The organism is Paraburkholderia sp. XV (assembly GCF_020177535.1).
Classification (GTDB): Bacteria; Pseudomonadota; Gammaproteobacteria; order Burkholderiales; family Burkholderiaceae; genus Paraburkholderia; species Paraburkholderia caribensis.
In genome coordinates this window covers 1-12,933 of the sequence record NZ_JAGUUD010000032.1, presented here as the reverse complement: position 1 = coordinate 12,933, position 12,933 = coordinate 1, and the positions used below count along the sequence as shown (strand labels likewise).

At 62.2% G+C, this 12,933-nt stretch carries 14 protein-coding genes and 1 tRNA gene; 10 read left to right on the top strand and 5 right to left on the bottom strand.

From position 1 onward, the window contains the following. The first annotated feature begins 271 nt into the window (after window positions 1–271). From KFO72_RS17360 to hisC, 8 genes are all read left to right on the top strand, one after another. Window positions 272–2,113: a tetratricopeptide repeat protein gene (locus KFO72_RS17360; protein WP_225032664.1), complete on the top strand. Its 1,842-nt coding sequence runs from the start codon at window positions 272–274 to the stop codon at window positions 2,111–2,113. Beyond that, window positions 2,113–2,745, top strand: coding sequence for a lipoprotein insertase outer membrane protein LolB (lolB, locus tag KFO72_RS17355; RefSeq protein WP_054929652.1), 633 nt, complete (start codon window positions 2,113–2,115; stop codon window positions 2,743–2,745). The genes KFO72_RS17360 and lolB overlap by 1 nt, the downstream gene beginning before the upstream one ends. 26 nt (window positions 2,746–2,771) lie before the next feature. Continuing rightward, a complete protein-coding gene (gene ispE / locus KFO72_RS17350; protein WP_054929651.1) occupies window positions 2,772–3,653 on the top strand; it encodes a 4-(cytidine 5'-diphospho)-2-C-methyl-D-erythritol kinase in 882 nt (293 codons plus the stop codon). Between the two features lie 51 nt (window positions 3,654–3,704). Beyond that, window positions 3,705–3,781: transfer RNA gene (locus KFO72_RS17345), tRNA-Gln, on the top strand. Window positions 3,782–3,828: 47 nt separating this feature from the next. Beyond that, window positions 3,829–4,785, top strand: coding sequence for a ribose-phosphate pyrophosphokinase (locus tag KFO72_RS17340; RefSeq protein ID WP_035987628.1), 957 nt, complete (start codon window positions 3,829–3,831; stop codon window positions 4,783–4,785). Window positions 4,786–4,938: 153 nt separating this feature from the next. Beyond that, window positions 4,939–5,550 carry a 50S ribosomal protein L25/general stress protein Ctc gene (locus tag KFO72_RS17335; protein WP_054929714.1) on the top strand — a complete coding sequence of 204 codons (612 nt, stop codon included), beginning with the start codon at window positions 4,939–4,941 and terminating at the stop codon, window positions 5,548–5,550. A 120-nt stretch (window positions 5,551–5,670) separates the two neighbouring features. Beyond that, window positions 5,671–6,273 carry an aminoacyl-tRNA hydrolase gene (gene pth / locus KFO72_RS17330; RefSeq protein WP_035986745.1) on the top strand — a complete coding sequence of 201 codons (603 nt, stop codon included), beginning with the start codon at window positions 5,671–5,673 and terminating at the stop codon, window positions 6,271–6,273. A 34-nt stretch (window positions 6,274–6,307) separates the two neighbouring features. Then, window positions 6,308–7,387: a histidinol-phosphate transaminase gene (hisC, locus tag KFO72_RS17325; protein WP_225032663.1), complete on the top strand. Its 1,080-nt coding sequence runs from the start codon at window positions 6,308–6,310 to the stop codon at window positions 7,385–7,387. Window positions 7,388–7,465: 78 nt separating this feature from the next. Here the strand turns inward: hisC and KFO72_RS17320 are convergent, their stop codons facing one another. The 3 genes from KFO72_RS17320 to rsmD all read right to left on the bottom strand — a co-directional run bounded on the left by KFO72_RS17320 (window position 7,466) and on the right by rsmD (window position 9,120). Next, window positions 7,466–7,723 (bottom strand): YfhL family 4Fe-4S dicluster ferredoxin, encoded by a 258-nt coding sequence (locus KFO72_RS17320; protein WP_054929648.1) that lies wholly within the window; start codon window positions 7,721–7,723, stop codon window positions 7,466–7,468. Window positions 7,724–7,869: 146 nt separating this feature from the next. Next, window positions 7,870–8,376, bottom strand: a complete 507-nt coding sequence (gene coaD, locus KFO72_RS17315; protein ID WP_054929647.1) for a pantetheine-phosphate adenylyltransferase — start codon at window positions 8,374–8,376, stop codon at window positions 7,870–7,872. 117 nt (window positions 8,377–8,493) lie between these two features. After that, window positions 8,494–9,120: a 16S rRNA (guanine(966)-N(2))-methyltransferase RsmD gene (gene rsmD, locus KFO72_RS17310; protein ID WP_060599305.1), complete on the bottom strand. Its 627-nt coding sequence runs from the start codon at window positions 9,118–9,120 to the stop codon at window positions 8,494–8,496. 301 nt (window positions 9,121–9,421) lie between these two features. On the opposite strand from rsmD, the gene ftsY reads away from it, so the two are divergent. After that, entirely contained in the window at window positions 9,422–10,582 is a 1,161-nt protein-coding gene (gene ftsY / locus KFO72_RS17305; protein WP_107200749.1) for a signal recognition particle-docking protein FtsY, read from the top strand. A gap of 87 nt (window positions 10,583–10,669) precedes the next feature. Here the strand turns inward: ftsY and maiA are convergent, their stop codons facing one another. Both maiA and KFO72_RS17295 read right to left on the bottom strand, forming a co-directional pair. Then, window positions 10,670–11,314: a maleylacetoacetate isomerase gene (maiA, locus tag KFO72_RS17300; protein WP_225032662.1), complete on the bottom strand. Its 645-nt coding sequence runs from the start codon at window positions 11,312–11,314 to the stop codon at window positions 10,670–10,672. A 34-nt stretch (window positions 11,315–11,348) separates the two neighbouring features. Next, window positions 11,349–12,047 carry a fumarylacetoacetate hydrolase family protein gene (locus KFO72_RS17295; RefSeq protein WP_107200747.1) on the bottom strand — a complete coding sequence of 233 codons (699 nt, stop codon included), beginning with the start codon at window positions 12,045–12,047 and terminating at the stop codon, window positions 11,349–11,351. Window positions 12,048–12,312: 265 nt separating this feature from the next. On the opposite strand from KFO72_RS17295, the gene ybiB reads away from it, so the two are divergent. After that, on the top strand, window positions 12,313–12,933 hold a 621-nt coding region (gene ybiB, locus KFO72_RS17290), incomplete at its 3' end, for a DNA-binding protein YbiB (protein ID WP_225032661.1).

Sequence of the window (12,933 nt, the reverse complement as noted above, 5' to 3'; positions counted from 1 at the left end):
TAACAACCGGCTTGCGCTCACCGTCGGAGTGATCGGGCGCAAAAAATGGAACGAAGTGGATACTGGACGTATCCACAAGGAGCACGACGCGGCGAATGGCCCTTCCGGCGTCCCGCCGAACAAGGCGTGTTGCAAGCGGCAGATTGCGCCTCGACGGCCACACGCCCTTTATGGGCGCGAATGGCCGCGACTGGTCTGCTACTTGCGTCCGCGGTTATGCGCTTATTGTAGCGAGCGCGTTACAATCGACTGAAACATTGAACGGATATGTATGAACCTGTCCATCGTTAAGCAGTTTTTGAAGCGCCGGACCGGTGCGAACGGCGTGCCGCACGCTGTTTCCGCACGCCGGCTGCTGGGTGTGGCCGTGCTGGCTGTCTGGGCGCTCGGCGCATTGCCCGCGCATGCGCAGGATCAATCGCCCGATGCGGATGACAACACCGTCTCCGTGCAAGATGCTTTCGGCCCGGATTCCGCCGACGAAAAAGCCAATCTGCCCAGCGTCGCGCTGACGAGCCAGATTGTGTTCCAGGTACTCGCGGCAGAAGTCGCGCTGCAGCGCAATCAACCCGCGCCCGCGTATCAGACCTACCTCTCGCTCGCGCGTGACACGCACGACCCGCGCATGGCGCAGCGCGCGACTGAAATCGCACTGGCCGCGCAGAGTCCGTCGGATGCGCTGACGGCTGCGCAATTGTGGCAACAGTATGCGCCGCAATCGGAACGCGCCGCGCAACTGGATGCGTCGCTGCTCGTGTTGTCGGGCAAGCCTGACGACGCGAAGCCGATGCTCGCGAAGGAACTCGCGAAGATTCCGCCTGAAAACCGCGGCAACGGCATTCTCGCGCTGCAACTTCTGATCTCGCGCGGACCGAACCGGATCGGCGGCCTGCACGTGCTGCAGGATCTCGTCGCGAACGACCTGAACCGCCCCGAAGCGCAATTCGCGATCGCGCGTCAGCAACTCATTGCCGACGATGCGCCCGGCGCGCGCAAATCGCTCGAACAGGCGCTCAAGCTGAAGCCCGACTATCTGCCCGCGGCATTGATGCTGTCGCAGATGGGGCCGGAGGAGCGCAAGGAAGGCATCGCGTCGATCGAGAAGTACGTGCAGGCGAATCCGAAGTCGCACGAGGCCCGCCTTGCGCTCGCGCAAATGTATCTGGCCAGCGACCGCCTCGACGACGCGCAGAAACAGTTCGAGTTCATGCAGAAGGACAACCCGAACGATCTGACGCTGCTGATGGCGCTCGCGCTCATCAAGATCCAGCAGAAGAACCTGCCCGAAGCGCAGAACTATCTGCAGCAATATGCGCAAAAGGCCGAGAAGACGCCGGGCGCCGATCCGGGCCAGGCGTATATCTATCTCGCGCAGTTGTCGCTTGAACAGAAAGATACGGCAGGCGCGAACCGCTGGCTGGACAAGATTCCCGCCACGAGCACCCAATACATTCCCGCGCAGATCACCCGCGCGCAACTGCTGCAAAGAGACGGCAAATCCGATGACGCGCGCAAGCTGCTCGCCGGCATTCGCACGCAGGACCCGCATGAGCAGGCGCTGATCGCACGCACCGACGCGGCGATCCTGTTCGATGCGAAGCGCTATCCGGAGGCTGAAGCGCGCCTCGCCCAGGCCACCACCGATTTCCCCGACGACCCCGATCTCACGTACGACTACGCGATGGCTGCCGAGAAGAACGGCCATTTCGACGTAATGGAAACGCAGCTGCGCAAGCTGATGCGCACGCAACCCGACAACGCGCAGGCGTATAACGCGCTCGGCTATTCGCTCGCGGACCGCAACCAGCGTCTGCAGGAAGCGGACAAGCTGGTCGAGAAGGCGCTGGCGCTGTCGCCGAACGACGCGTTCATCATGGACAGTGTCGGTTGGGTCAAGTACCGGCTCGGCGATACGTCGGATGCGATCCGCGTACTGCGCAAGGCCTACGATCTGCAACCCAACGCCGAAATCGGCGCGCATCTGGGCGAAGTGCTGTGGAAGAGCGGCGATCAGGATCAGGCGCGCGCTGCATGGCGTGATGCCCGCAAGCTCGAACCCGACAACGATACGCTCGTCAAAACGCTCAAACGTTTTCAGGTGAACGATCTCTGATGCATTTTTCTTTTCCTGTGTTTTCTTCTCCGGCGCCGCGCCGCGCGGCGCTGGGTCTCGCAGCCGCAGCCATCGTCGCCTTGTCGGGCTGCGCATCCGTCAAGCCGCAAGGTCCTTCCACGTCGAATGCCGCGACTGCCGTCACCGCGCAGACGAGCCGCGCGTATCACGGTCGCTTTGCCGTCCAGTACGTCGACCAGAACGGGCAGCAGCGTAACGCCTATGGCAATTTCGACTGGCAGGAACGTGGCGATACTGTCACGCTGCAGCTGCGCAACCCGCTTGGACAGACAATGGCGATCGTCACGTCGTCGCCGTCGGCCGCCACGCTCGAACTGCCGAACCGCCAGCCGCTGACGGCCGATAACGTCTCCACGCTGATGCAGAACGCGCTGGGCTTCGCGCTGCCTGTCGAAGGGCTGCGTTACTGGCTGCAGCCATCGGTTGCGCCGACATCGAAGGCGACGACCGAGAAAGATCCGCAGCAGGAAACGCGTCTGAAGGAGATTCAACAGGACGGCTGGACGATCGACTATATCGCCTATGCCGATGCGCCCGCAGCGGGCGTGAAGCGCGTGAATCTCGCGCGCACCGAACCACCGCTCGACATCAAGCTCGTGCTCGACCAGTAACCCGCACGCGCGCCTTGCAAAGACTCATGATCGAAACGAACGACTCGCTGCGCGACTGTCTCGCTCCAGCGAAGCTGAACCTCTTCCTGCACATCACCGGCCGTCTGCCGAACGGATATCACGCACTGCAGACGGTGTTCCAGTTGCTCGACTGGGGCGACACGCTGCACTTCACGCGTCGCGACGACGGCGCGATCACGCGCGGCACCGACATCGCCGACGTTCCCGCCGATACCGACCTCACCGTGCGCGCCGCAAAGCTGCTGAAGGAACACACGGGCACGCGCCTCGGCGTGAACATCGAGATCGACAAAGTACTGCCGATGGGCGCAGGCCTTGGCGGCGGCAGTTCCGACGCGGCGACGACGCTGCTCGCGCTGAACCGTCTGTGGAAGCTCGATCTGCCGCGTGCGGAGCTTCAGGCACTCGCATTGAAACTCGGCGCCGACGTGCCGTTTTTTGTTTTTGGAAAAAATGCATTCGCGGAGGGTGTCGGAGAAGCACTTGAGCATGTACAATTGCCGCCGCGCCACTTTCTGGTGGTGACACCGAGAGTTCATGTTCCAACGTCAGCAATTTTTTCAGAAAAAGCGTTGACAAGAGATACAAAGGCTCTCATAATTACGGACTTTCTTGCACAGCAAAGTTGCAACGCAGAATGGCCTGATAGCTTCGGCCGGAATGACATGCAACAAGTTGTCGTGGGAAAATACGCGGAAGTTGCGCAGGTGCTTAGATGGTTTGATAACATCGCGCCGGCGCGGATGACGGGATCAGGCGCAAGCGTTTTTGCAGCGTTCCGTAGTAAAGATGAAGCAGTTGCGGCGCAAGCCAAACTGCCAGTCGAATGGAACAGCGCAGTGACGGCAAGTCTGGATACGCATCCACTCTTTACTTTCGCGGCATAAGTTTCGCGGCACTGAATGGCCTACACGTTCAGTGAAGCTCAAAGTTAGTGTAGGGGAGTCGCCAAGTTGGTTAAGGCACCGGATTTTGATTCCGGCATTCGAGGGTTCGAGTCCTTCCTCCCCTGCCAAAATTTCTCGCAGTTCCTCGCCTCCCACAGCCTGAAGCAGGTGCATGATGAGCAGCCATGACGGCCTGATGGTTTTTACTGGCAACGCAAATCCCGCGCTTGCACAGGAAGTCGTCAAAATCCTCGGTATCCCCCTCGGCAAAGCAATGGTTTCCCGTTTCTCGGACGGTGAGATCCAGGTCGAGATTCAGGAAAACGTGCGTGGCAAGGACGTCTTCGTCCTTCAGTCCACCTGCGCGCCGACCAACGACAATCTGATGGAACTGATGATCATGGTCGATGCGCTCAAGCGCGCATCCGCAGGCCGGATCACCGCAGCCATCCCCTACTTCGGCTATGCCCGTCAAGATCGACGCCCGCGTTCGGCGCGCGTTGCCATCTCGGCGAAGGTCGTGGCGAACATGCTGGAAATCGCTGGCGTCGAGCGGATCATCACGATGGATCTGCACGCTGACCAGATTCAAGGTTTCTTCGACATCCCCGTCGACAACATCTACGCCACGCCCGTGCTGCTCGGCGATCTGCGCAAGCAGAATCACGAGAACCTGCTGGTCGTGTCGCCGGACGTCGGCGGCGTGGTTCGCGCGCGTGCGCTGGCCAAGCAACTGAACTGCGATCTCGCCATCATCGATAAGCGTCGTCCGAAGGCGAACGTCGCCGAAGTGATGAACATCATCGGTGAAGTCGACGGCCGTACCTGCGTGATCATGGACGACATGGTCGACACGGCGGGCACGCTCTGCAAGGCAGCGCAAGTGCTGAAAGAACGCGGCGCGACGAAGGTGTTCGCTTACGCCACTCACCCGGTTCTGTCGGGTGGCGCTGGTCCGCGCATCGCTGCATCGGCGCTCGACGAACTCGTCGTCACCGACACGATCCCGCTCAGCGAAGAAGCCCGCTCGTGCGCAAAGATCCGTTCGCTGACCAGCGCGGGTCTGCTGGCAGAGACGTTCTCGCGTATCCGTCGCGGCGACTCGGTGATGTCGCTGTTCGCGGAAGGCTAAACGTATTCGCGAAGGCGCCGCATGACGAATGCGGCGTTTTTGCATTTGGCGTGAACGAACGAAGGTTCATGCCGGTTTGTCTGGGTCTTCAGCCCGTCACGGGTAGCAAGGCCCGTTTTACTGCCTGGTCGCGGGCAGATAATGGAGATTCAAATGAAAGTAGTCGCTTTCGAGCGTAATTTGCAAGGTACGGGTGCGAGCCGCCGCCTGCGTAACTCGGGCAAGGCCCCGGGCATCGTGTACGGCGCTGGCGAACCGCAACTGATCGAACTCGATCACAACGCGCTGTGGCACGCTCTGAAGAAAGAAGCATTCCACTCGTCGATCCTCGACCTGGAAGTGGCAGGCAAGTCGCAACAGGTTCTGCTGCGCGACGTGCAATACCACCCGTTCCGTCAGATCATCCTGCACGTGGACTTCCAGCGCGTCGACGCGAAGAAGAAGCTGCACACGAAGGTGCCGCTGCACTTCATGAATCAGGAAAGCAACCCGGCTGTGAAGCTGGGCGGCGCGATCATCTCGCACGTCATCAACGAAATCGAAATCGAATGCCTGCCGGGCGCTCTGCCGGAGTTCATCGAAGTCGATCTGGTGAAGATCGAAGCGGGTCAATCGCTGCATGCAACGGACATCGTTCTGCCGGCTGGCGTCGCACTGGTTGCGCACCTCGTTGCAGAAAACCCGGTGATCGTTTCGGCGCCGGTTCCCGCTGGTGCACAGTCGGAAGAAGCGTCGGCTGAAGGCGAAAAGCCGGCAGCTGAATAAGGCCGCTATCCTCTCGATCCGTTTCAATGGAACGGTCGACGTAACCCGCCGCGGTTCGCCCCGGCGGGTTTTTTTTCGGTTTTTTCAGGCTGCGTGGCACGCCGCGCGGCCCACTTGAACATGATCAAGCTGATCGTCGGGCTCGGCAATCCGGGCGCTGAATACACCGCGACGCGGCACAACGCCGGCTTCTGGCTCGTCGACCAACTGGCGCGCGAAGCCGGCGCGACGTTGCGCGACGAGCGGCGCTTTCACGGCTTCTATGCGAAAGCGCGTCTGTATGGCGAGGAAGTGCATCTGCTGGAGCCGCAGACGTACATGAACCGCTCGGGTCAATCGGTCGTCGCGCTCGCGCATTTCTTCAAGATCCTGCCGGATCAGATTCTCGTCGCGCATGACGAACTCGATCTGCCGCCCGGCACCGTGAAGCTCAAGCTTGGCGGCGGCAGCGGCGGGCACAATGGCCTGAAGGACATCTCCGCGCATCTGTCGACCCAGCAGTACTGGCGCTTGCGCATCGGCATCGGTCATCCGCGCGACCTGATTCCCGAGAGCGCACGTGCGGGCGCGAAGCCCGACGTCGCGAACTTCGTGCTGAAGCCGCCGCGCAGGGAGGAGCAGGACGTGATCGACGCGTCGATCGAACGCGCGCTCGCGGTGATGCCGACCGTCGTCAAGGGCGAACTCGAACGCGCAATGATGCAGTTGCATCGCAATTCGTGACTGCCTGCCGCCACGGATAACAGAGGAGCAGAACTTGAGCCGCTACTGGAGCGATATCGTTCACCGCTTGACCCCGTACGTGCCGGGCGAGCAGCCCGCGCTCGCGCATCCCGTGAAGCTGAACACCAACGAGAATCCGTATCCGCCCTCGCCCGCCGTGGTGAGCGCGATTCGCAACGAGCTTGGCGAGTCCGCCGAGTCGCTGCGCCGCTATCCCGATCCGACGGCGCGCGTATTGCGCGAGACTGTCGCCGCGCATCACGGGATGAAGGTGGATCAGGTGTTTGCGGGCAACGGTTCGGATGAAGTGCTCGCCACGGTGTTTCAGGCGCTTCTGAAGCACGACAAGCCGATTCTCTTTCCGGACGTCACATACAGCTTCTATCCGACCTACGCGCGTCTCTACGACGTCGCGTACCGGACGATTCCGCTCGACGATGCCTTTCAGATCCGTATCGACGACTACACGCAACCGAATGGCGGCATTCTCTTTCCGAATCCGAATGCGCCGACTGGCCACGCGCTGCCGCTTTCGGACATAGAACGGCTTGTCGCATCGAATCCTAGTTCTGTCGTCGTTATCGACGAAGCATATGTGGACTTCGGCGCGCAATCTGCGGTATCGCTGATCGGCAAGTATCCGAATCTTCTCGTCGTGCATACGACGTCGAAGTCGCGCTCGCTTGCGGGAATGCGCGTGGGCTTCGCGTTCGGCGATGCTGCGTTGATCGATGCGTTGAACCGCGTGAAGGACAGCTTCAATTCGTATCCGCTAGACCGTCTCGCGCAGGCGGCCGCGACCGCGGCATACCAGGACGACGCGTGGTTCCGCGAGTCCACCGAAAAGGTCATCGCGAGCCGCGAACGGCTGACGGCGCAATTGACGGCGCTGGGTTTCGAAGTCGTGCCGTCGTCGGCGAATTTCGTGTTCGCTCGTCACGAGGGCTATGACGCCGCGACGCTGGCGGCACAACTCAGGGAAAAGGAAATCTTCGTGCGGCATTTCAAGCTGCCGCGCATCGATCAGCATCTGCGCATCTCGATCGGCACCGACGCCGAGTGCGACACGCTGCTGGATGCGTTGAAGAACATGTTGGGCGGGTACGTCGGCTAAGGCGCCGCCGACAAAACAACGGCGCGCTGTTAGACAGCGCGCCGCTTCCAGATGCTTCCAGATGCGCCTCCGGATGAATCAGGCGTTCTTCGCGGCTTGCAGCCCGTTGTACTTCTCCATCAACTGGTCCTGCGTCTCCAGATGCTCCGGATTGCGCGGAATACATTCGACGGGACATACCTGCACGCATTGCGGCTCATCGAAATGGCCAACGCATTCGGTGCACTTCTTCGGGTCGATCACATAGATTTCCGGGCCCATCGAAATCGCGTCGTTCGGGCACTCGGGCTCGCAAACGTCGCAATTGATGCACTCGTCGGTAATCATCAGGGCCATGCTGTTCTCACTTCATGCCGGCACGCATGCTCCACATGCCGGCTAACGATCCGTAATCCGCAATTTTACGCCTGACGAACAGACCACGCTGAGCGTCCGGTTATCGCGGACAACGCGTGCGTTGCGTTGTGTCAGGCGCACAAGGATCACGGCTTGGCGGCGCGCGCCTCTTCGAGCACGGCAACCTTGTCCTGCAGCCGCTTTTCCACGGACGGGAACACGAACTTGCTCACATCCCCGCCCAGTTGGGCGATTTCGCGGACGATCGTGCCCGAGATGAACTGGTACTGATCGGACGGCGTCATGAACATGGTCTCGACGTCCGGCAGCAGATAGCGGTTCATGCCCGCCATCTGAAACTCGTACTCGAAGTCCGACACGGCGCGCAGCCCGCGCACGATCACGCGCGCATTGTTGACGCGAACGAAATCCTTCAATAGCCCCTTGAAGCTCATCACCTGAACGTTCGGATAGTGGCCTAGCACTTCGTTCGCGATCTCGAGCCGCTCTTCGAGTGTAAAGAAGGGCCGCTTGTTGCGGCTGTCCGCCACGCCGACCACCAGCGTGTCGAAAATGCTCGATGCACGACGCACGAGGTCTTCGTGACCGCGCGTGAGCGGATCGAACGTACCCGGATACACGGCGACAACCATGGGATTTCTCCTCTCTACAGACTAGAAGGCGTGCCGGAACACGCCCCGCAGGGCTCGTCTGACGACGACACCGCGCGCGTAACGGCAAGCCGCCCGGCGCTTGTTATGGAACGCGCATTATTCCTCATTTTCGCGCTGCAGCAAATGATAGTGGACAGCGCCTGCCTTGCCCTGCCGCACCACGGTCCAGCCTTCGAGCGCCGCATGTCCGGCGGCATCGAGCGAGTCTCCGGATTCGACATACAGGAAGCCATCCGCGCTGATCAGCGGCGCGGCGAGTTCGAGCGCGCGGTCGAGCAGATCTTCGCCGAACGGCGGATCGAGGAACACGACGTCGAACGAGCCGGGCGCGAGGCTCGCGGCAAGACGCAACCCGTCGGCTTCGGCGATTTCGATTGCGCCTGCTGCCAGTTTGGCCTGATTCGCCCGCAGTTGCGCCGCCGCGCGCGCGTTGCGCTCGACCATCAGCACGCGCGCCGCCCCGCGCGACGCGGCCTCGAAGCCGAGCGCGCCGCTGCCGGCGAACAGATCGAGACAGCGCTGGCCGTCGAGCCGCTGCCCGAGCCAGTTGAACAGCGTTTCGCGGACACGGTCGGGAGTGGGCCGCAGACCGTCGAGGTCGATCACGGGCAGCGGCGTACGCTTCCAGTCGCCGCCGATAATGCGGATAGCGTGTGGCTGGCCACGGCCGGAAGGCGCGCTTTTCGCACCGGTTTTTGCGCGTGAGGGGGAAGTACGGGACATACGGTTCGTGTGTTGAGCGTGCGCCCGCCGATCGTCGATGAAAACCTTGATCCGCGGGCCGGAGCGCCAACGTTACCACACGCGCGCGCAGTCGCCTTCGTCAAAGTTCACTACGGCGGTGCACGCGTGCCGGCGCTCACGACGCGGCCTGACGCGCCTGATAAAATATGCGGCTTCCAGCGCTTCGCATCATTCGCTGCCATGCGGACGCCGCCGAACTGTCGCGTGGCTCGCGCCGTTCGTCGCCACGCGTCGCCGGGTCAAAGCAGGAATCCGGCGCAATCTCACTCCAGTCCAGACCATGTTCAGCTTTTTCAAACGATTCAAGGGTTCCAAGGCGCCCGACGACACGCCTGAAGCGCCGCACGCCGATTCCGGCGCCGACGTCGAGATGCAGGACGGGGCTGCGCCGGAAGCGCCCGCCGCCGCGCGTTCGCAAGCCGTCCCGGACTCGGCCGATGCGCCTGAATTCGATCCCGATTACGTCCCCGACGCCGCCGACTTCGAAGATGCGGACGACGAAGCCGCGGAAATCATCCCGCCGCCCGTGCCCGAAGCGGCCGAAAAGCGCTCGTGGCTCACGCGCCTTCGCAGCGGCCTGTCGAAGACCAGTTCGAGCATCACCGGGATCTTCGTCGGCGCGAAGATCGACGAAGACCTGTATGAAGAACTCGAAACGGCGCTGCTGATGTCCGACGCTGGCGTCGACGCGACGGAGTTTCTGCTCGAAGCACTGCGCGAGAAAGTGCGCGCGGAGCGACTCACCGATCCGCAGCAGGTCAAGGGCGCGCTACGCACGCTGCTGGTCGAGTTGCTCAAACCACTGGAAAAATCGCTGACGCTCGGCCATTACCAGCCGACCGTGATGATGATCGCGGGCGTCAACGGCGCAGGCAAAACGACGAGCATCGGCAAGCTCGCGAAGCATATGCAGCACTTCAACCAGTCGGTGCTGCTCGCCGCGGGTGACACGTTCCGCGCCGCCGCGCGCGAACAGCTCGCGATCTGGGGCCAGCGCAACAACGTGACGGTCGTTCAGCAGGAAAGCGGCGACCCCGCTGCGGTGATTTTCGATGCCGTCGGCGCCGCGCGCGCCCGCAAGATCAACGTGGTGATGGCGGACACGGCCGGCCGTCTGCCGACGCAGCTTCATCTGATGGAAGAACTGCGCAAGGTGAAGCGCGTAGTCGGCAAAGCGATGGACGGCGCGCCGCACGAGGTGCTGCTTGTCATTGACGCCAACACCGGTCAGAACGCACTCGCCCAGGTGAAGGCTTTCGACGATGCGCTCGGTCTGACGGGCCTGATCGTGACGAAGCTCGACGGCACGGCGAAGGGCGGCATTCTCGCGGCGATCGCGCGGCAACGCCCTGTGCCTGTGTACTTTATCGGCGTCGGTGAAAAGGTCGAAGATCTTCAGCCGTTCAGCGCCGAAGAGTTTTCGGATGCCCTGCTGGGTTGACGTTGTGGTCTTCTGAAGCTGGCAGCGATTGAAATATAAAGGGCGTCATGCATTCGCATGACGCCCTTTCTTCATTGCCTCAGCGCTTCATTCGGCATCGGGCTGCACGCCCGGTTCCGCGCGCGCGAACGCGTCGAGCGTGTTCGCATGCTCGCAGATGCGCCGGATGGTCGGATACGGGCTCATATCGACATTGAACCGGCTCGCGTTGAACACCTGCGGTACGAGGCAGATATCGGCGATGGTAGGCGTGTCGCCGAAACACAGCTTGCCCGCACGGCCGTCCGCGACGAGATATTCTTCGAGCGCGGCAAAGCCCGAGCTGATCCAGTGGTGATACCACGCGTCCTTCACCTCGTCGTTCACGCCCACGGTGCGCTTCAGGTACTTCAGCACGCGCAGATTGTTCAACGGATGAATCTCGCATGCGAGCTGCTGAACGATCGAGCGGACATACGCGCGATCAATAGGCTTCGACGGCAGCAGGGGCGGCTCGGGATGCGTCTCGTCGAGATATTCGACGATCGCGAGCGACTGCGTGATCACATGGTCTCCGTCCACCAGCGTGGGAACGACGGCATCGTGATTGAGCTTGCAGTACTCGGGCTTGAACTGCTCGCCGCCGTCGCGCAACAGATGCACGGGCTGGTACTCGTAAGGCAGGTTCTTCAGGTTCAGCGCGATGCGCACGCGATACGACGCCGAACTGCGAAAGTAGCTGTACAGCTTCATTGTGTTGTGCTCCCCCTGAATGGCGTTGTCGAGCTCAGACGACGCGCACGCTGAACTCGCCCAACCCGTCCACGCCGCCCTTCATCAGATCGCCCTGCACGATCGCGCCGACGCCTTCCGGTGTGCCCGTGAAAATCAGATCGCCCGGTTGCAGTTCGAACAGCGTCGACAGATACGCGATCGTCTCGGCGACGGACCAGATCAGTTGCGACACGTCCGAACGCTGCTTTTCCTCGCCGTTGACGGACAGCCAGATCGCGCCCTTGCCGATGTGACCGACTTTCGAAACGGGATGGATCGGGCCGAGCGGCGCCGAATGGTCGAAGCCCTTTGCCGTATCCCACGGACGGCCCAGCTTCTTCGCTTCCGCCTGCAGATCGCGGCGCGTCATGTCGAGACCGAGCGCGTAGCCGTAGACGTGATCGAGCGCGCTGTCCGCCGAGATGTTCTTGCCTGCCTTGCCGATTGCCGCAACGAGTTCCATTTCGAAGTGCACGTTCTTCGACTGCGCCGGATAGGGAAATTCGCCCGTGGCGCCCGGCGCGACATACAGCACGGCGTCGGCAGGCTTGGCGAAGAAGAACGGCGGTTCGCGGTCGGGATCGTGGCCCATTTCGCGCGCGTGCGCCTCGTAATTGCGACCGACGCAGTAAATACGGCGCACTGCGAATTGATCGTCCGATCCGACGACCGGCACTGCCGTCACCGGCGCTGGCGCAAACACGTAACCCATTCCATTCTCCGTCTTTTGTTGGGCCGCTCCGATGCGGCGAAGCAATGAGTGTAGCGCGCCGCCGTTTCCCGCGTAGCCTGGCCGAACGGCCAGGTGGCGCGCGCTGAAGCCGTCCCGTAAGGTTCGTGGCAGGCGATGAATTTGCTCGCATTCTGCAGGCTCACCCGGCGTGCGATACTCGAAAGGAAAACGTAGCGCCCGGTAGCACCGCTCGCGGCGCGCGCAAAGCGTCGTTGCCCGCCGTCCCCACATTCTGATTTGCCCGATGACCGATCTCACCGACACCACTCCATTGCCCTGCGCCCGATTCATCAAGGAAATCGGCCGCGGCCCCAACGGCGCGCGTGCGCTGACGCCGGAGGACACGCTCGCGCTCTACACGGCGATGCTCGACGGCCGCGTCGGCGACCTGGAACTGGGCGCGATCCTGTTGGCGTACCGTGTGAAAGGCGAATCCGCCGACGAACTGGCCGCCATGCTCGCGGCCGCCCATGCTTCGTTTGCGCCCGTCAACGTGAAGCACGGCGCGTATCAGGCCGTGTCGATCCCGAGCTACAACGGCGCGCGCAAACAGCCGAATCTCGTGCCGCTGCTGGCATTGCTGCTCGCGCGCGAGGGCGTGCCCGTGCTGGTGCATGGCGTGACGGAGGACCCTGGCCGCGTGACGAGCGCCGAAATCTTTGCGCATCTGAACCTCGCACCCGCCCAGACGCATGCGGATATCGAAACGAGTCTGGCGAACCAGCGGATCGCATTCGCCCCCATCGGCACACTCGCGCCGAAGCTGGCGCGGCTGCTGTCGCTGCGTCGGCGGATGGGCGTGCGCAATTCGACCCACACGCTCGTGAAGATTCTTCAGCCCTTCGCGCCGGCGGGCCTGCGGCTC

What these genes read in the sequence shown, in the direction of transcription:
- KFO72_RS17340 (WP_035987628.1), top strand. Translation starts at nt 3,829, where the DNA reads ATGAGCAGCCATGACGGCCTGATGGTTTTTACTGGCAACGCAAATCCC.
- KFO72_RS17295 (WP_107200747.1), bottom strand. Translation starts at nt 12,047, where the DNA reads ATGGGTTACGTGTTTGCGCCAGCGCCGGTGACGGCAGTGCCGGTCGTC.
- rsmD (WP_060599305.1), bottom strand. Translation starts at nt 9,120, where the DNA reads ATGTCCCGTACTTCCCCCTCACGCGCAAAAACCGGTGCGAAAAGCGCG.
- ftsY (WP_107200749.1), top strand. Translation starts at nt 9,422, where the DNA reads ATGTTCAGCTTTTTCAAACGATTCAAGGGTTCCAAGGCGCCCGACGAC.
- lolB (WP_054929652.1), top strand. Translation starts at nt 2,113, where the DNA reads ATGCATTTTTCTTTTCCTGTGTTTTCTTCTCCGGCGCCGCGCCGCGCG.
- ispE (WP_054929651.1), top strand. Translation starts at nt 2,772, where the DNA reads ATGATCGAAACGAACGACTCGCTGCGCGACTGTCTCGCTCCAGCGAAG.
- coaD (WP_054929647.1), bottom strand. Translation starts at nt 8,376, where the DNA reads ATGGTTGTCGCCGTGTATCCGGGTACGTTCGATCCGCTCACGCGCGGT.
- KFO72_RS17360 (WP_225032664.1), top strand. Translation starts at nt 272, where the DNA reads ATGAACCTGTCCATCGTTAAGCAGTTTTTGAAGCGCCGGACCGGTGCG.
- pth (WP_035986745.1), top strand. Translation starts at nt 5,671, where the DNA reads ATGATCAAGCTGATCGTCGGGCTCGGCAATCCGGGCGCTGAATACACC.
- maiA (WP_225032662.1), bottom strand. Translation starts at nt 11,314, where the DNA reads ATGAAGCTGTACAGCTACTTTCGCAGTTCGGCGTCGTATCGCGTGCGC.
- KFO72_RS17335 (WP_054929714.1), top strand. Translation starts at nt 4,939, where the DNA reads ATGAAAGTAGTCGCTTTCGAGCGTAATTTGCAAGGTACGGGTGCGAGC.
- KFO72_RS17320 (WP_054929648.1), bottom strand. Translation starts at nt 7,723, where the DNA reads ATGGCCCTGATGATTACCGACGAGTGCATCAATTGCGACGTTTGCGAG.